We start from the raw sequence: 16,722 nt of genomic DNA on the forward strand, positions 1-16,722 counted from the left end.
CGTCACCCTACTTTGTAACGAACTTATAACCAAGCCCGCGAACGGTTTTTATATATTCTGGTTTACTTGGATCTTGTTCAATTTTTTCACGTAGTTTTCGAATGTGGACCATAACAGTGTTGTCATCGCCATTATAGGCAGGAGCTCCCCAAACTTTTTCATATATTTCCTCTTTCGAAAATACGTAGTTCGGATTCTCGCAAAAGAAGAGTAGTAGTTGAAAGAGTTGAGCGGAACATTCGACAATGTGCCCATCTACTGTTAGTTCTGCAGAGTGCTGATCAATTTCAAATCTTCCAAATGAAATCGAGTGTGATTTTTGTTCGTGTGGTACGGTTTGTTTCATATGTCTCCGAAGCTGTGCTTTCATGCGTGCTACTACTTCTAATGGATTAAAGGGCTTCGTAATATAATCATCTGCACCGTATGAAAATCCGGATATTTTATCTAAATCAGATGCTTTTGCTGATAGGAAGAAAATTGGACAATCTGTTTGTTGGCGAATGATTGGACAAATATCAAAACCAGATTGTCCAGGAAGCATTACATCTAAAATAATTAAATCGTAATTGTTTTGCTTAGTTAGAGATAAAGCCATTTCAGCTGATGTTGCAGTTGTAATATGAGAAAAACCTTCTTTTTCAAGAATGGTAGTTAGTAATTGTAAAATTGCTGTTTCATCATCAACAAGTAAAATATTTGCTTGGTACATAAAAATCCCTCCTAATTTTCTCGAATATCATATCATCATTTTGTAACTTATGGAATTTTTAAGGAAATTTTAAGGTTTTCTTTCGCAAAAAATTAAGAATCAAATGATATGATAAAAGTAACATAGGGGAGGAGATGAGTGTGAATCCGTTTCAAGTGATGCGAGCTAGATATTTTTTGATTGTATTTGCACTATTAATTTTAGTAGCGAGAAGTAGTGGCGATTTGCTAACAAGTATATTTCATATACAAAATTCTTCTTTTATAAATATCCTTATATTCTATATCCTTCCGATCGTATGGATTTTTTATGAGTATAGAAAGCATCGCATTTCATTTTCATTGTTTGTTAATAAAAATGAAACATTTAACTTGGTGCAAGTTTTATACATTACGGTTATGTTGTGCATGTTTAGTTACGGGTATCTTATTTTGTATATGTATAGTTTTGCATGGATTACACCGGACTTTATTATGAATGCCCTGCATGAACCGATTATAGATAGTACTGGGGGATATGTATATCAAGTCATTAGGGTCGTATTCATCGCACCAATTATCGGGGAGTTTGTTTTTCGCGGATTTTTACTTCAACGTTTTGCAACAAAATGGGGAACGAGCATAGCGACCATCGTTGTAGCAATATTGTTTGCGTTGTTACATGTTGATTTCCTCGGTGCAGCCATATTCAGCATCGTATTATCAATCGTATATATTCGTACGAAAAGTTTACTCATGCCAATTGCAATACATATGTTAAACAATGCATTTGTAATGGGTGCGTCTTTTTTAATAAGTAGAGAAAAAATTATGAGTTTTGCCGATTTCTCAAATTACACGACATTCTTTCCTGGACTTATTGTTTTTATAACAGGATTAAACTTAGTACTTATCTTTTTATTTGTTAATCGTAAATATTGGAGTAAAGAAGTGCCAGTTATATATGCAGAGCAGGAAAAGAGCTTTTCAGATGTAGTGGGGAGTAAATGAGATGAAGAAGACGGTTGAAAAAATATTAAAAGATATTATAGATGCTACGTCTATTACAGATATGTGTGATAAAAGCGTTTGTCATTGGCTTCAACCTGTAGTAGATACGATTGTGTTTCCAGAGTATTACTTATTTTCTAGTACTCATTTAAAAGAAAATATTATTTCTCTTCTTATTGTGTTCGGGGTTTTACTAATATTTGGTCTAATTGTAGAAGAAATGATGAAGCGCATCTTCAGAAAGAATGAAGAGAAGTATATGTGGATTCATAAAGTATTCGAGAAAGTAATGGTGGCTTTCCTTTTGTTTTATGGTATAAAAACAATCATTTACTTTATAGCTTTGAAACATCATTAATTCGAAATTTGAAAGGGATGTATAAAATTATATGAATGAAACGATATCATCAAATAAGTTTTTTTATTTGATTTTACTTAGTCTAGTGTTAATAACGACAGTGAATGTTATTTTGCGCTGGGAGGAAGCTTATTTTTTCATGTATTTAGCGCTCCATTTGTTGGGGATTTTATGTATAAGTGGTGGAGTCGTTACTGAAAAAAAGAATGAAGAAAGCGTTAACTATATGTGTGTGATCGGTCTTGTTTTACTTTTAGCTGTACAGGGTATTATGAAATATAGTTCTTTCTCTTTACAAGATTTTAGTTTATTAATAGATGTACTTCCTTAAAGAGGCTTTTTATGTTATCTAAAAAGCAAGTAGGGTACGTGTTGGTTTGCAAGTGCGATCCTTATTCCGGATTGTGAACCGAAGAAAGTGTTTAAAGATAGGTAAAACTCTTCTTATGTAGAAGAGTTTTTTTATGTAAATAAAAGGATTTCGAGCAATTCACATAATAAGCTTGTTCTAATTTAGCGTGTACGAACTTACAATAATAATAGACAGGCAGCATAGAGGAGGGAATAGCGTGAGGAAGGTTATTGGTTGGTCGCTTTTTTTGTACGTTGGATTTGCGTTACTTATATATTGGTATTTATTTGGATGGAATCATGAACTTATTCCGGACATGTATAAAGGAACAAGTGCAGATCCAGAAACGTTTATGAGTGCGAGAGAGCTTACGCTAAGCCAAGATTATTCGCGCGTGAAAAATTTACTATACTTTTTAGCGACGCCTCTTGAATGGATTATTTTATTGTTTGTACTTGTGCTAGGTATTTCAAGAAAGTTTGAGAAATGGTCGAAGGAAACGACTAAAATAAGTGTCTTGCAAGTTGCGATTTATTTCTTTTATTTATCATTACTGACAACAGTGCTTGCCTTACCGATGCAATGGATTGGCCGGAAAGTGTCCGTTGATTACGGCATTTCAACGCAAAGCACACAAAGCTGGATTAAAGATCATGTTATCGGTTTTTGGGAAAGTTATGCGACTATGTTAATTGTAGTGACCGTTCTATTATGGCTTATCCGTAAATTTCCGAAGAGATGGTGGCTAGCAGGGTGGGCGCTCTCTGTTCCATTTACAATCTTTTTAACATTCATACAGCCTGTCGTTATTGACCCACTGTATAACGACTTTTCGACGCTGAAAAATAAAGAATTAGAAACGAAAATTTTAGCGATAGCAGACAAAGCGGACATTCCTGCTAAGCACGTATATGAAGTAAATATGTCAGAAAAAACGAATGCATTAAATGCTTACGTAACAGGAATTGGCCCTAACGCCCGTATTGTAATGTGGGATACAACGCTTAAGCAGTTAAAAGATAAAGAGATTTTATTTATCATGGCTCATGAAATGGGGCATTATGTTATGAAGCATATATATTTTGGCGTTGCAAGTTATGTATTGCTATCGTTTATAGGTATGTTTTTAATTAGTCGTATTATAAATATGTGTATTCGCAAATGGGGAGATACATTGCAAATTTCAAAGGTAGCATGTTTCTCCATTTTACCTTTATTTTTCTTAATTTCTTCTGTACTCTCTTTTGCAGCACAACCAGCAACAAACTATGTTTCACGTATAGAAGAAAGAGCGGCAGATCAATATGCTTTAAATATGACGAAGGACGGAAAATCTGGTGTGAAAACTTTTCAATATTTATCAAAAACAAGTTTAAGCCAAGTAAATCCGCCTGCGTTAGTGAAGTTTTTCTTATACACGCATCCACCAATTTTTGAAAGAATTCATGCGTTTGAACAATATGAGAAACAAAGAAAAAAGGAGTAGCTATTATGCTACTTTTTTTTATAGAAATATAAGTTTTATATTGGGAATATTTATCATTGCTTTTTATTGCGATTTTGTAAATAATAAGCTATAAAATTCTAAAAATCTATATATAAAGGGATAAAGGTGAAAAAATGTATTTTTTACAAAATTTAAAAGTGAAATATAAATTATTAGCGCTTATTTCATTAGCAGTTTTAGGTATGGTAATTATAAGCAGTGTAGCAATTAATTCTATTAATAAGATTAAGCACGATACAGAGGTTGTAGTAGATGACTATCAATATTCTGCAATTTTATTAGAAGGAATGCTTCGCACACAAAATTCACTAGAATATAACTTATTGGAGTTAATTACGGCATCACAAAATGAAGTGGCAAATAAAGAGGGAATAATTAATAATATTGAAAAGGATCTTAAAAAATATGATTCTTTATTAAAAGAATATGATGATGGTTTTAATTTAAGTAAGCAAGAGGATGAACTGTTTCAGAAGATGAAGAAATCTTTACCAAGTTATAATGATACATATAAGAAATTATTTGAAAAGGCGAAGGCAACAAACGAGCCGCAAATGGTAAATGAATTTCAGAAGGAATTAAAACCGAAGGGAATAGAGTTAGCTGGTTATGCAGTGGATCTAGAATCGTATGTTTCAAATTTAGCTGACCAAGTATTTAAAGATTCGCAAAAAATGATTGATCGTTCCGTTATTACCTTTATCATTCTTGTAGTAGTTACTACAATCATTATATGTATAGTAAGTTATATTATTAGCAAGCTTATAGTTGCTCCTTTACAAACGGTTAGTCGTATGATGGAAAGAGCGAAAGAAGGAGATTTAACTGTACATGGTGATTATACTGCTAAGGATGAATTAGGTGTATTAGTAAGTAATTTTAATGAGATGATTGCAGGGCTAAGAACAAATATGCAAGAAGTAGAGAATAATATTCAGCTTCTATTCCAATATACAGACGGAGTAGCATCTGCGTCAGAAGTATCTAGTAGTGCAGCAAAAAAAATCACTATGGATATTGAAGAAGTCGCAAATGGCGCAGAGAGTCAAATGCAAGCAATGGAACAAACTGCGGGTGCGATGGAAGAGTTGACACAAGGAATGCAGAGTATAGTCAATACATCATCCTCTGTAAATGAATTATCTGCTCAATCAGCATTAGATGCAGAGAGTGGTAACAAATTAATGAAACAAATGATTCAACAGATGGATACAATCCAAAATTCGGTACATAGCGGTGTGAAACAAGTAGAGACTATGAAAGAACAATCAGAAGAAATTGTTAAAATCATTGATGTAATGCAAGGTATTACCTCTCAGATTAACTTATTAGCATTAAACGCCGCAATTGAGGCTGCACGTGCTGGTGAAAGTGGTAGAGGATTTGCAATTGTGGCAGATGAAGTGCGGAAATTAGCAGAACAATCTAGTGATTCTGCAAAACAAATTGAGAATCTTATTACTCAAGTTATGGGAACAACGAACCATACGGTACATATGATGGGGAAAGTAGATAATGAGGTACAGGCAGGTACACAAGTAGTAATGCACACAGAAAAAGTATTTGGAACAATTACAGAAAAAGTACAACAAGTATCTGAGCAAATTCAAACGGTATCTATGTCTACAGATGAAATTGCAGCGAGTAGTGAGGAAATCTCGGCTTCTGCAGAAGACATGGCTCAAATTTCCCAAAGATCATCTGACCGAACTGATAGGGTAAAAGAGTCTATTCAACAGCAGGAAAAATCTGTTCAAGAGATTTCGGTTTCAATTGAACATATGCATAACGCAGCAGGAAAACTAAAACAAATAGTTGCCCAATTTACTCTTCAAAAGTAGTAGCATATTTGAGTGTTAATAAATATAAAAAAAGCATCCTCTTTTAATAAAAAAGGATGCTTTTTTTATTGCTACTATTCATAGACTTCGGGCATTTTCAAGGCGATGATTTAGACATACTAGATTTGTATATTACTTATTTTTTGACAGTTTAAGAGATTTATCGACGAGACTCATTTCTGTATTAGTGTTTTTAGATCCTGCTGTTGCAAAACTATTAGACCGGATTTAGATGCAAGTAATAGGGATTATCCTTATATTTGTAGGGATGGTACTAACTTTTCGCAAGGGAAGAGAAGGCGAGTTATCATTGAAGGGGAATGCTACCTCTGAAATATAAATCATGAATATAGTAATCGCCATTAGGTATCTCCTTTTCGCGCCAATAAAGGGAAGTTGTAAAGTGAAAAGGAGTTTATAAAGAGATTGTAGAATGTTTTAGTATATAACACCTTAGAGGTGACAACTTCCTTTTTGAAAAAGAAAGAAGGAGGCATAAAGCAGAAAGGTAGTGGAAATATTTCTTCTAGAAGATTTGCATTTTATCTTACATTCACCAAAAAGAGTACTCCTGAAACAATGAAATTCATTTTATTTGAATGAAATAGGGAGAGAGGATAATGAAGAAAAAAATATTGGGTGTAATGATGATTGCGACAATGGCAGGAGGTATATTTGCAGGGACGAATGTGACGCCTGTAAAAGCGGAAGAGTATCCACAAATGATTGTGTTTGAAGATGTTCCATACGGATTTTGGGCATATGATGCTATTATGGATTTAGCATATCATAAAATTATATTAGGGTATGGAAACGGGAAGTATGGTGTTGGTGATCTTATAACACGTGAACAAGTAGCTGGGACTATTTACAGAACACTTGAGATAAAAGAAGAAGGATCAGTAGCGAATCCATATAAAGATGTTTCTGATAGTACAACAACTTTTAAAAAGGAAATTTTGGCGTTAACAAAACGTGGTGTTTTTACAGGGGATGGCCAAGGGAATTTTAGGCCGAAAGCACCAATCTCTAGAGCGGAAATGGCTGTCATTTTAAAACGAGCATTTAATTTTGAAACGAAACAAAAACATACATTTAAAGATGTTCCAAAAGGCCACTGGGCAGAAGATGCAATTAGTGCGCTACAATCTAATAATGTTGTAAGAGGAACTGGGAATGGCATGTATGAATTAAATCGCCCTGTACCTAGAGAACAATATGCTCAGTTTATTAATAATGCGATTATTAATTATCATTTGAAAGAGGATTGGAAATAGAGTGAAATATGAAAGCACAAATAGAAATATTTGTGCTTTTTTGTTTGTTTAAAAAAGAATTATTATTCGTTTATTTGTATTTTTAATGTTATACATAAGCTTTATAATCAACCCCATAAAAAAGACATGATGTGTAATATGATTCACAAAACCGTCACGAAATGTGTCGAAAAATATATTGTCGCTATACCATTTATTCTGTATATTTTTAAAAAAACATATACATATTGGGGAGATAATTTGATGAGCAAAAAATTATTAAAAACAGCTACAGCATTAACAATTATGGGTGGGGTGTTATTCTCAGCAGAGAGTAACAGTGTAAAAGCGGAAAGTGCACCGTTGCAAAAAACAAATACAATTGTATTTAAAGATGTACCAAAAGGACATTGGGCATATGAGGCAATTCATGAATTAGCGGAACAAGAAATTATTTTGGGATATGGCGATGGAATATTCGGTTTTGGGGATAATGTAACACGTGAGCAAGTTGCAGCTTTAATTTACCGTGTGTTTGATATGGAAGAACAAGATGAATATGAAAACCCATATGGAGATATTGATGAAAATTCAACAAGCTTTATCGAGGAGATATTGGCTTTAACGGAAATGGGAATTTTCCAGGGAGACGAGAATGGAAACTTTAGACCGAAGGCGACGTTAACGCGTGCGGAAATGGCACAAGTTCTTACGAATGCTTTTGACTTACAGGCCAAGGGATCTCATAACTTTAATGATGTTTCAGCAAATTCATGGGCAACGAATGCAATTAGTGCAGTACAAACAAATGGTATTACAATGGGAATCGGAGAAGGTAAATTCGGTCCGTCTATGAAGGTAACGAGAGAACAATACGCACAGTTTTTACATAGAGCAATATTGCATGATATGGAACAAGGGCAGTAATAAAGTTTAACTAGTCAAAGTGAAATTTAAAAATAATACAAAAAGGTCGTTGTTGTATAACAGTGGCCTTTTTTGTATGAAATAAAGCACGAAAGAATGGCGTTTTGAAAAAAAATGAAATGAATTTTCAAAAAAAACTTCCTTTTCTGAAGATTTGTTATATAATATAAAACATGAAATCAAATCTGTTATAAAACAGTTTAAGAAGGGGATGCTAATATGTCGACGCAAACTTCACGGGTTACACTCGTTGGAGAAATGTTACCAGCGTACAACGAAATATTGACACCTGAGGTGCTTAGTTTTTTGAAGGAACTACATGAGAATTTCAATGAGCGCCGCATAGAACTTTTACAAAAACGTGTAGAAAAACAAAAGAGAATTGATGCAGGGGAGTTTCCGAAGTTTCTAGAAGAAACAAAACACATACGTGAAGCGGATTGGACAATTGCCAAGCTGCCAAAAGACTTAGAGGATCGCCGCGTAGAGATTACTGGACCGGTAGATAGAAAGATGGTCATTAACGCTTTAAATTCAGGAGCGCATCTTTTTATGGCGGATTTTGAAGATTCGAATGCACCAACTTGGGAAAATGCAGTTGAAGGTCAAATCAACTTACGAGATGCAGTAAAGGGAACGATTTCACATGAAAATGATAAAGGGAAAGAATATAGATTAAATGAGAAAACAGCTGTACTCATTGTACGTCCAAGAGGATGGCATTTAGAGGAAAAGCATATGCAAGTTGATGGGAAAAATATGTCGGGTAGCTTAGTAGACTTCGGCTTGTACTTTTTCCATAATGCGAAAGCTCTTTTAGCAAAAGGGAGCGGCCCATACTTTTACTTACCGAAAATGGAAAGTTATTTAGAAGCGAGATTATGGAATGATGTATTCGTATTTGCTCAAAAATATATCGGCATTCCAAATGGAACGATTAAAGCAACTGTGTTACTGGAAACGATTCACGCTTCGTTTGAAATGGATGAAATTTTGTATGAGCTAAAAGATCATTCTGCTGGCTTAAACTGCGGAAGATGGGATTATATTTTTAGCTTTTTAAAGAGTTTCCGTAATCATAATAAATTCTTACTACCAGATAGAGCACAAGTCACGATGACGGCACCATTCATGCGTTCCTATTCTTTGAAAGTAATTCAAACATGTCACCGCCGTAATGCACCAGCAATTGGAGGAATGGCGGCACAAATTCCGATTAAAAATAATCCAGAAGCAAATGAAGCAGCTTTTGAAAAAGTGCGTGCTGATAAGGAGCGCGAAGCTTTAGACGGTCATGACGGGACTTGGGTTGCCCACCCTGGACTTGTACCGGTTGCAATGGAAGTATTTAATCACATTATGAAAACACCGAATCAAATTTTTAGAAAACGTGAAGAAATATGTGTAACAGAAAACGATTTACTAGAGGTACCGGTGGGAACGATTACAGAAGAGGGCCTTCGCATGAATATTAGTGTAGGTATTCAATATATTGCATCTTGGTTAAGCGGACGGGGAGCAGCACCTATTTATAACTTAATGGAAGATGCGGCAACTGCTGAAATTTCAAGAGCACAAGTATGGCAATGGATTCGTCATGAAGGTGGAAAACTAAATGATGGTCGTAATATTACGCTTGAATTAATGGAAGAGCTAAAAGAAGAAGAATTAGCAAAAATAGAAAGAGAGATTGGTAAGGAAGCCTTTAAGAAAGGGAGATTCCAAGAGGCGACAACTTTGTTTACAAATCTCGTTCGAAATGATGAATTCGTACCATTTTTAACATTACCGGGTTATGAAATTTTATAAAAAATGAAAAGGGGATGGAACAAATGAAAAACGAAAGAATCGAGAAGTTACAAGAAAGCTGGGAATTAGATGAGCGTTGGAAAGGGATCACACGTCCATATTCGGCAGAAGATGTAATTCGCCTGCGCGGGTCAATTGATATTGAACATACGTTAGCGCGTCGCGGTGCTGAGAAGCTTTGGACATCGCTTCATACAGAAGACTATATTAACGCACTTGGCGCATTAACAGGAAACCAAGCGATGCAACAAGTAAAAGCTGGGTTAAAAGCGATTTACTTAAGTGGTTGGCAAGTAGCAGCTGATGCAAACCTTTCTGGACATATGTATCCAGACCAAAGTTTATATCCAGCGAACAGCGTACCTGCTGTAGTGAAACGAATTAATCAAACGCTTCAACGTGCGGATCAAATTCAGCATATGGAAGGAAGCGATGATACAGACTATTTCGTACCGATTGTAGCAGATGCAGAAGCTGGATTTGGCGGACAATTAAACGTATTTGAACTGATGAAAGGTATGATTGAAGCAGGTGCATCAGGTGTGCATTTTGAAGATCAATTATCTTCAGAGAAAAAATGTGGCCATTTAGGCGGAAAAGTACTACTACCAACGCAAACAGCAGTACGCAATTTAATTTCTGCACGTCTTGCAGCAGATGTAATGGGAGTGCCGACAATTATCGTTGCAAGAACAGATGCGGATGCAGCTGATTTAATTACGAGCGATATCGATCCTGTTGATAAAGCATTTATTACAGGAGAAAGAACACCAGAAGGATTTTACCGTACAAATGCAGGTCTTGATCAAGCAATTGCGCGCGGTTTAGCGTATGCACCGTATGCAGACCTCGTTTGGTGTGAAACGTCGGAACCAAATTTAGAAGATGCAAAACGATTTGCGGACGCAATTCATAAGGAGCATCCAGGAAAGCTACTTGCATATAACTGTTCACCTTCATTCAACTGGAAACAAAAACTAGATGAAAAAACAATTGCAAGCTTCCAAAAGGAAATCGCATCTTACGGTTACAAGTTCCAATTTGTAACACTTGCTGGATTCCATTCATTAAATTACGGTATGTTTGAACTAGCACGTGGCTATAAAGAGCGCGGCATGGCAGCATACTCTGAACTACAACAAGCAGAATTCGCAGCTGAAAAACATGGCTACTCTGCAACACGTCATCAACGCGAAGTAGGAACAGGTTACTTTGATGAAGTTGCACAAGTGATTACAGGCGGAACTTCATCAACGACAGCGTTAAAAGGATCTACGGAAGAAGCACAGTTTACGAAATAAAAGGAAGGGGCACCTTTTTGAAGGGTGCCCCTTGTTATTTTCTAAACGATTCGAAAAGAGAGATTGAGTTGTCGGAAAAAAACGATACTTCCTTTTCTTTATTACTAAATCAACTCCACTCAGCCCTATGATCACGAATAAACTTCATATCTTTCTCATAATGCTCTAGATGTCCTTCATCAATCATTCTTTGGAAATTCAAGTCGCCTTCTTGCGCTTTTCGTTTCATATATGTACATAACCCTTCTAATCGAAGCAACACCATTCCTAAGTAATCTTCATCCATATTTTTATCATAGGACTGAACGAACAAATTCATTCTCTCTTTAATGCGATCTGCATGTTGCGATGAGTCATAATGAACGGCTTCACCGGATTCTGTATAATACACTCTACTTAAAGGCACACAAGTATAGAGTGTATAAGCGATATCCCATAGTCTTGGACCAGGAGCAGCAACATCGAAATCAATAATCCCTACTGGCTTCTCATTATTAAAAATAATGTTATATATGGCAAAATCATTGTGACATAAAACCTCAATGTTATTTGGAGTGTGATCCATCGGTTTCCAATCATTTAATAATGGAAAATCACTTACAGCATCATGGTAAAGGCGAAGCATCTTTGCGATTTCTTTTAATACATCATTAGATCGCATATATTCTTTTAAAGGATAATTGCCAGCTTCTCCTTCAATAAAGGATAAAATCTCTCTATCTTTTTCATCTACACCTAAAAACTTTGGAGCATAATGAAATCCTTTGTTTTCTAAATGTTGCAATAGCTTATGAATCTTTTCACTGCCCGGCTTTAACTCTCGCCGAACAGTATTTTCAGAACGATATACGTTTGAGACGTTTCCCCCTGTTAGCCTTTCTTCTTTAGCGTAGTTTGACATGTGAAAATTCCCCCTGTGATTAAAAAATCCAATTCCAAATAGTAAATAGACCAATAATGGCAGAAAAGAGAAGGCAAGCAAGGAATGCTAGACAGCCAAAAGGAACTAGCTTATCTTGCCATGTTTCTTTATACTCATAAATTAACTCCTCTGCTACTTTCTTCTGCACTGAAGATAAAGGTTGATCTTTATACAAACCTTTTATATGGTTAGAATCGCCTTTAAACTTTAAAGCACGTGCAATATGATGAGGATTATTTCCCATTGATTTTTCAAATAATAAACATGATTCATGCATAATATCTGTTTTATGCTCCTCTAGATACCAGTAACGTCCAGCCATTTCTGGATATTGTAATGTATAATAAATATCTCCGAGTTTTTTTCGAAGATGTAATTCATTTGGGTATGTAAAGATGAGGCCATGCAATCTATCTCTTGCTTTTCCAAGATTATTATTTTCAATATCCTTTTCAATTCTTTTTAATGTTTTTCTAGGAATTTTATTGGTCATAAACTCCTCCTTATTTGGAATAGAGATAATTATATTTTATAAGAAATACTAAAAATTAGAAATTCTATTTTCGAAAAAGATTGTACATTTTATTTTAATGTGCTATGATGATGTCAGTTGAATAGTTAAATTAAGCAATCCATATGTTATCAAGTGCTGAAAACGAACGAGAAAAAGTATGTGAGAACTAGTTTATGTTTCGTATTTGATAATGTGTGGATTCTTTTTTTAGACAGGAAGACTAAAAAAATTAAATTTGTATTTTCTTAGGAGGAAATAATCATGGCAGTAACAGGACAAGTAAAATGGTTTAACAACGAAAAAGGCTTCGGTTTCATCGAAGTTCCAGGCGAAAACGACGTATTCGTACATTTCTCTGCAATCGAAACTGAAGGTTTCAAATCTCTAGAAGAAGGCCAAAAAGTTAGCTTCGAAATCGAAGAAGGTAACCGTGGACCTCAAGCTAAAAACGTAATCAAACTATAATTTTATAGTTGATGATGGAAAAAAGGATGGCTAATGCCATCCTTTTTTTGTTGTGGGGAAAGTCTTTTTAGAGCCTGTTTTTATATCTAAATCTCTTTTTCTATGTTACAACTGGTAAAAAATTATCTGGAATGCGTATTAGTTTCTGTAGAAGAATTATTTCAGCAAGAGCATTTACTGCGTATGATAGTAAATAACTATAAATTTGTATTCTTCATTGAAATAGGGGAATTTTTTTCAGATAGACCTTGAGTAACATCTTTTTTGTTAGCATTGTTGTTGGAATTTTGTACGTTTTGAGATGATGTTTCTAACAGTTGTTCTTGTTCCTTACTAGGGGTATTCAGAGCATCTGAGGGGATGCTAGTAACCTGCTGGCTTAATAGGTTTTCTTTATCCATAGTATACAGCTCCTTTTTGGAATTCGATAAAAAGCAATGTAATTATAAAATGACCACTTATATATATTGTGTTTTTGAATGAAATTATATACAAAACTTATATTATAAAGTTAACTAAATAACGAATTGTTAGTGATGGATAAAGGTGTACAAATTTGAAGTGTTTAATAAAAATTAAAAGCGAGTAACAAGTACAAATACTATTTCTCATGTTTTATATAAGGATCATATACAAATCAAAAAAGATGTAGAGAATCTTGGAAGAAAATATAGTTGTTTTTTAGGATGAAGAAGAATAAATAAAATGATACTACAAATGTAAAAAGGCATTCCATAAAGGAAGGCCTTTTATTGTTCTTGCTCTAATTTTTTCTTCTCACGTTTTTTACATTCTGGACATTTTGATTTACGAAATGGTTTGGAAAAGAATAGAAGAATGAAAAATAAACCGAATATAATACTAGCTGAGTTTTTCACGATAATGACGCTGCTATTTTTCATTTGAATCGATGGTTGGATTTCTTTTTCTTCCATAGTGGCCCTCCATATATTGGATTTATATTTTAATTATAGCAAAGTTAGTTGTTGTAATGATGTGAAATGAGGAAGTGATTTCAAATATTTATAGTAGTATAAATGTTTTTTGTGTACATTATTATCTTTTTATTATTATATAGTTAATTTTAAATTTAAAGAATGGTTGATAAATAATAAATCTATGTAAAATAGTGGAATATGCAATCCGTTTTCTTTTCATAGGTGCTAAAATTATATATGCAGCTGCTAATATAAATGGAAAAAAGGAGATAATAGAGCATGGAAAGTAAAGTGGAACGCTATGTCGAAAATTATGTTGTAACGAAAAATACGATGGCCTTACTTCCTGTTATTCTAAGTGAAAAGAAAATTGTTACTCGAGTCGTTGAAATGAATGATTCTTTTTTCGTATTTCAAAAACCTCTAGATATTATAGAAAGAAGTTGCCGCAAGCATGGCTCGAGTTTCTTAGGCAGAAAAGAAGGAACGAAAGAGTTAACTCATATTACACATAAAGCACCAATTGCGATTAGTCCTACAGATCAACTTTATTTTTTCCCTACCTATTCTTACTCTAGAAAAGAGTGCGCTTGGTTGTCTCATTTTTATATTGAAAGTAATAAAGAATTAAAAGATGGAAATCTTATTATTAGATTTATAAATGGCTTTGCTGTGAAATTAGAAATATCAAAAACTAGTTTTGAAAATCAACAAAATCGTACAGCGAAATTACGTACTGAATATGAAGATCGTAGGAAAAAACAAGGGAATCCGTGTTTTAAAGAAATTGATAAAAGTGAAGAATCAACATTAAGACCAGCTTATGAGAAAGTGTATGTTGTTAGAGAAGAAGAAGTGTAATATAGAAAAAGCTGCCTCTAGAATGTTGCCGTAAGTGGCATTCTAGGACAGCTTTTTTTGCTATTTAAATATTAATAAGTTTCTTCCTTACGGGCAGCATCCATCATAATGAAGATAGCTGATAAAATATGCAAAATCATTCCTACAAACGGAATCCATGCAAGGCAAGAAGTTACAATTCCTAGCACATTACCGTTAGCACTCATATTAACTTTTTTAGCCAATACTAAAGTAACGATATGTAATACTAGCATGAAAAGAAGTGGTAACCAAAGTAAAGAAACAACAATAGTTCCTCCGAGTACAGGTATTCCCAGTAAAGCCTCTAAGGCACCAGTAACCCATTTTAATAATTTTACTGTGTCTTTCAAAGTATTTCCTCCTAAAAACATAAAATAAATATATTGCGATATTTAGTATAACAGATTTATGTTGTTATTTTAATAAAAAATGTAAAAAATACTATTTTTTTATATTTAAATAAATTATTTGTAATATACTATTTTTGAAGAGATATAAGGATATTGTTGGATAGGGTGTTATTAATATGTAATATATTGTCAAATATTGATAGATTATCATAGCTAAATAATGAAGGAATTCTTATGAAAGATATGGAAACTTTAATAAATACATCTCCATATGTCGTATCTACCATTTCCTCTTTCATATAAGCAATGATACAGTAGGGATAGTATTTAGAGTAAAGGGGTAAAGTGTAGAATGGATTTTCAGACAATCAAAGAGTATTTTTCACCAGAAAATATGGATCATATTGTTGAGAGTTATAAAGCGTTCGGACCACTTCTTGGTATTGGTTTACCGATGATAGAGGCGTTGATTCCAGCATTACCGCTTATTGTATTTGTACTGGCGAATGCTGTTGCATTTGGCTTTTGGCTCGGTTTTCTTTATTCATGGATTGGATCAGTAATGGGTGCATTACTTGTCTTTTTCATCATCCGCCATTTTGGCCGCAGCCGTTTCTTTTCGTTTGTAAATAAGCATGAGAGAGTACGAAAAGCAATGGGGTGGATTGAAAGGAAAGGATTCGCACCGATTTTTGTTATATTTTGTTTTCCGTTTACACCGTCAGCGCTAATAAATGTTGTCGCTGGTTTATCCCGAATTAGTGTAAAACAGTTTGGACTAGCGTTAGCATTCGGAAAACTTGTGATGATTTTTATTTTAACGTATATCGGTCATGATTTAATGTCATTTATTCATAATCCGGTGAAATCAGTCATTGTAGCGATTGGTATTTTTATTCTATGGTATGTCGGTAAGAAAATTGAAGTAAAATTAGAACTACATTAAGAATAGTCTTCTTTGTAAAGGAAAGCTTCAGTATTAAAGGATAAGGGGAGAAGCAGATGAAGAAAACTTTGAAAAAAGAAGGCATAGAGTGGATACGAACAATTTTAATTGGTGTATTATTAGCTGTATTTTTTCGAACGTTTTTCTTTTCAACGTATGTTGTAGAGGGGAAGTCAATGATGCCGACATTGCAAGATGGCAATATGCTCGTTGTAAATAAGGTGAGTTATCAAGTTGGGGACTTGAACAGATTTGACGTTGTGGTGTTTCATGCGAATAAAAAAGAGGACTATGTAAAGCGAATTATCGGTTTACCTGGAGATCATATTGAATATAAGCATGATAAGTTATATATAAATGGACAATTTATTGATGAGCCGTATCTAGAGAAGTATAAGAAAGAGATAAATGGAAGGCAACTAACAGGCGACTTTACATTAGAAGAGTTAACGAAAGAAAAGCTGGTGCCACCCGGGTTTATTTTTGTAGTAGGTGATAACCGGCTCGGGAGCTGGGATAGTAGACACTTTGGCTTTGTAAAAGCTGATACAGTCGTCGGTAAAGTTGATTTGCGATATTGGCCAATTCAAGAGGTGCAAACGAATTTTTCAAAAGGTTGATATAATGAAGTAGAAGTATAGAAAAGACAAACA

At 34.3% G+C, this 16,722-nt stretch carries 19 protein-coding genes and 2 pseudogenes; 15 read left to right on the forward strand and 6 right to left on the reverse strand.

Annotation, left to right across the window (positions count from 1 at the left end; all coding sequences use genetic code 11):
• Positions 1-7: 7 nt before the first annotated feature.
• Positions 8-712, reverse strand: a complete 705-nt coding sequence (locus tag MHH27_RS06065) for a response regulator transcription factor (protein ID WP_069355191.1) — start codon at positions 710-712, stop codon at positions 8-10.
• Positions 713-852: 140 nt separating this feature from the next.
• Between MHH27_RS06065 and MHH27_RS06070 the strand changes: the two genes are divergently transcribed.
• The 11 genes and pseudogenes from MHH27_RS06070 (at position 853) to aceA (ending at position 11,052) form a co-directional block, all read left to right on the forward strand.
• Entirely contained in the window at positions 853-1,701 is an 849-nt protein-coding gene (locus MHH27_RS06070) for a CPBP family intramembrane glutamic endopeptidase (RefSeq protein WP_340941934.1), read from the forward strand.
• A 1-nt stretch (position 1,702) separates the two neighbouring features.
• Entirely contained in the window at positions 1,703-2,059 is a 357-nt protein-coding gene (locus tag MHH27_RS06075; protein WP_023521404.1) for a hypothetical protein, read from the forward strand.
• A 31-nt stretch (positions 2,060-2,090) separates the two neighbouring features.
• A complete protein-coding gene (locus MHH27_RS06080; protein WP_001006050.1) occupies positions 2,091-2,390 on the forward strand; it encodes a DUF2101 family protein in 300 nt (99 codons plus the stop codon).
• 238 nt (positions 2,391-2,628) lie between these two features.
• Positions 2,629-3,897 (forward strand): M48 family metallopeptidase, encoded by a 1,269-nt coding sequence (locus tag MHH27_RS06085; RefSeq protein ID WP_043936613.1) that lies wholly within the window; start codon positions 2,629-2,631, stop codon positions 3,895-3,897.
• A gap of 134 nt (positions 3,898-4,031) precedes the next feature.
• Positions 4,032-4,811: pseudogene (locus MHH27_RS31990) on the forward strand (MCP four helix bundle domain-containing protein); the annotation flags it as partial.
• A gap of 156 nt (positions 4,812-4,967) precedes the next feature.
• Positions 4,968-5,759 carry a methyl-accepting chemotaxis protein gene (locus MHH27_RS31995; protein ID WP_404978265.1) on the forward strand — a complete coding sequence of 264 codons (792 nt, stop codon included), beginning with the start codon at positions 4,968-4,970 and terminating at the stop codon, positions 5,757-5,759.
• A gap of 59 nt (positions 5,760-5,818) precedes the next feature.
• A pseudogene (locus tag MHH27_RS06095) lies at positions 5,819-6,099 on the forward strand (EamA family transporter); the annotation flags it as partial.
• A 280-nt stretch (positions 6,100-6,379) separates the two neighbouring features.
• Positions 6,380-7,036 (forward strand): S-layer homology domain-containing protein, encoded by a 657-nt coding sequence (locus tag MHH27_RS06100; protein WP_142318199.1) that lies wholly within the window; start codon positions 6,380-6,382, stop codon positions 7,034-7,036.
• 138 nt (positions 7,037-7,174) lie between these two features.
• On the forward strand, positions 7,175-7,942 hold the full coding sequence (locus MHH27_RS06105; RefSeq protein ID WP_141241103.1) for an S-layer homology domain-containing protein: 768 nt from the start codon (positions 7,175-7,177) through the stop codon (positions 7,940-7,942).
• Between the two features lie 219 nt (positions 7,943-8,161).
• Positions 8,162-9,751: a malate synthase A gene (gene aceB / locus MHH27_RS06110; RefSeq protein ID WP_000107337.1), complete on the forward strand. Its 1,590-nt coding sequence runs from the start codon at positions 8,162-8,164 to the stop codon at positions 9,749-9,751.
• Between the two features lie 23 nt (positions 9,752-9,774).
• Positions 9,775-11,052, forward strand: coding sequence for an isocitrate lyase (gene aceA, locus MHH27_RS06115; RefSeq protein WP_000787346.1), 1,278 nt, complete (start codon positions 9,775-9,777; stop codon positions 11,050-11,052).
• A 109-nt stretch (positions 11,053-11,161) separates the two neighbouring features.
• Here the strand turns inward: aceA and MHH27_RS06120 are convergent, their stop codons facing one another.
• Positions 11,162-11,953: a phosphotransferase gene (locus MHH27_RS06120; RefSeq protein WP_000073785.1), complete on the reverse strand. Its 792-nt coding sequence runs from the start codon at positions 11,951-11,953 to the stop codon at positions 11,162-11,164.
• A gap of 19 nt (positions 11,954-11,972) precedes the next feature.
• The gene (locus MHH27_RS06125) at positions 11,973-12,467 is read right to left on the reverse strand and encodes a DUF6584 family protein (RefSeq protein WP_098251294.1); all 495 of its coding nucleotides are present in this window, start codon (positions 12,465-12,467) and stop codon (positions 11,973-11,975) included.
• Positions 12,468-12,749: 282 nt separating this feature from the next.
• On the opposite strand from MHH27_RS06125, the gene cspA reads away from it, so the two are divergent.
• Positions 12,750-12,953, forward strand: coding sequence for an RNA chaperone/antiterminator CspA (gene cspA, locus MHH27_RS06130; RefSeq protein ID WP_000301522.1), 204 nt, complete (start codon positions 12,750-12,752; stop codon positions 12,951-12,953).
• Positions 12,954-13,150: 197 nt separating this feature from the next.
• Here the strand turns inward: cspA and MHH27_RS06135 are convergent, their stop codons facing one another.
• Together MHH27_RS06135 and MHH27_RS06140 are read right to left on the reverse strand one after the other, a co-directional pair.
• The gene (locus MHH27_RS06135; RefSeq protein ID WP_340941941.1) at positions 13,151-13,354 is read right to left on the reverse strand and encodes a hypothetical protein; all 204 of its coding nucleotides are present in this window, start codon (positions 13,352-13,354) and stop codon (positions 13,151-13,153) included.
• A gap of 348 nt (positions 13,355-13,702) precedes the next feature.
• Positions 13,703-13,888 carry a hypothetical protein gene (locus MHH27_RS06140; RefSeq protein WP_000391377.1) on the reverse strand — a complete coding sequence of 62 codons (186 nt, stop codon included), beginning with the start codon at positions 13,886-13,888 and terminating at the stop codon, positions 13,703-13,705.
• A gap of 282 nt (positions 13,889-14,170) precedes the next feature.
• On the opposite strand from MHH27_RS06140, the gene MHH27_RS06145 reads away from it, so the two are divergent.
• On the forward strand, positions 14,171-14,752 hold the full coding sequence (locus MHH27_RS06145) for a competence protein ComK (protein WP_071714131.1): 582 nt from the start codon (positions 14,171-14,173) through the stop codon (positions 14,750-14,752).
• 71 nt (positions 14,753-14,823) lie between these two features.
• Here the strand turns inward: MHH27_RS06145 and MHH27_RS06150 are convergent, their stop codons facing one another.
• On the reverse strand, positions 14,824-15,123 hold the full coding sequence (locus MHH27_RS06150) for a hypothetical protein (RefSeq protein ID WP_080476084.1): 300 nt from the start codon (positions 15,121-15,123) through the stop codon (positions 14,824-14,826).
• 352 nt (positions 15,124-15,475) lie between these two features.
• Here MHH27_RS06150 and MHH27_RS06155 point away from each other — a divergent pair, with 352 nt between their 5' ends.
• Together MHH27_RS06155 and lepB are read left to right on the forward strand one after the other, a co-directional pair.
• Entirely contained in the window at positions 15,476-16,069 is a 594-nt protein-coding gene (locus MHH27_RS06155; RefSeq protein ID WP_071714132.1) for a TVP38/TMEM64 family protein, read from the forward strand.
• A gap of 56 nt (positions 16,070-16,125) precedes the next feature.
• Positions 16,126-16,689 (forward strand): signal peptidase I, encoded by a 564-nt coding sequence (gene lepB, locus MHH27_RS06160; protein ID WP_000751897.1) that lies wholly within the window; start codon positions 16,126-16,128, stop codon positions 16,687-16,689.
• Positions 16,690-16,722 lie beyond the last annotated feature (33 nt).

Origin of the sequence: Bacillus sp. FSL L8-0152 (assembly GCF_038006365.1) — a bacterium.
Classification (GTDB): domain Bacteria; phylum Bacillota; class Bacilli; order Bacillales; family Bacillaceae_G; genus Bacillus_A; species Bacillus_A cereus.

Excerpts from the sequence above, each read along its gene's own strand:
- MHH27_RS06065 (WP_069355191.1), bottom strand. The coding sequence starts at position 712 with ATGTACCAAGCAAATATTTTACTTGTTGATGATGAAACAGCAATTTTA.
- MHH27_RS06075 (WP_023521404.1), top strand. The coding sequence starts at position 1,703 with ATGAAGAAGACGGTTGAAAAAATATTAAAAGATATTATAGATGCTACG.
- MHH27_RS06080 (WP_001006050.1), top strand. The coding sequence starts at position 2,091 with ATGAATGAAACGATATCATCAAATAAGTTTTTTTATTTGATTTTACTT.
- MHH27_RS31995 (WP_404978265.1), top strand. The coding sequence starts at position 4,968 with ATGCAAGCAATGGAACAAACTGCGGGTGCGATGGAAGAGTTGACACAA.
- MHH27_RS06100 (WP_142318199.1), top strand. The coding sequence starts at position 6,380 with ATGAAGAAAAAAATATTGGGTGTAATGATGATTGCGACAATGGCAGGA.
- MHH27_RS06105 (WP_141241103.1), top strand. The coding sequence starts at position 7,175 with ATGATTCACAAAACCGTCACGAAATGTGTCGAAAAATATATTGTCGCT.
- aceB (WP_000107337.1), top strand. The coding sequence starts at position 8,162 with ATGTCGACGCAAACTTCACGGGTTACACTCGTTGGAGAAATGTTACCA.
- aceA (WP_000787346.1), top strand. The coding sequence starts at position 9,775 with ATGAAAAACGAAAGAATCGAGAAGTTACAAGAAAGCTGGGAATTAGAT.
- MHH27_RS06120 (WP_000073785.1), bottom strand. The coding sequence starts at position 11,953 with ATGTCAAACTACGCTAAAGAAGAAAGGCTAACAGGGGGAAACGTCTCA.
- MHH27_RS06125 (WP_098251294.1), bottom strand. The coding sequence starts at position 12,467 with ATGACCAATAAAATTCCTAGAAAAACATTAAAAAGAATTGAAAAGGAT.
- cspA (WP_000301522.1), top strand. The coding sequence starts at position 12,750 with ATGGCAGTAACAGGACAAGTAAAATGGTTTAACAACGAAAAAGGCTTC.
- MHH27_RS06135 (WP_340941941.1), bottom strand. The coding sequence starts at position 13,354 with ATGGATAAAGAAAACCTATTAAGCCAGCAGGTTACTAGCATCCCCTCA.
- MHH27_RS06140 (WP_000391377.1), bottom strand. The coding sequence starts at position 13,888 with ATGGAAGAAAAAGAAATCCAACCATCGATTCAAATGAAAAATAGCAGC.
- MHH27_RS06145 (WP_071714131.1), top strand. The coding sequence starts at position 14,171 with ATGGAAAGTAAAGTGGAACGCTATGTCGAAAATTATGTTGTAACGAAA.
- MHH27_RS06155 (WP_071714132.1), top strand. The coding sequence starts at position 15,476 with ATGGATTTTCAGACAATCAAAGAGTATTTTTCACCAGAAAATATGGAT.
- lepB (WP_000751897.1), top strand. The coding sequence starts at position 16,126 with ATGAAGAAAACTTTGAAAAAAGAAGGCATAGAGTGGATACGAACAATT.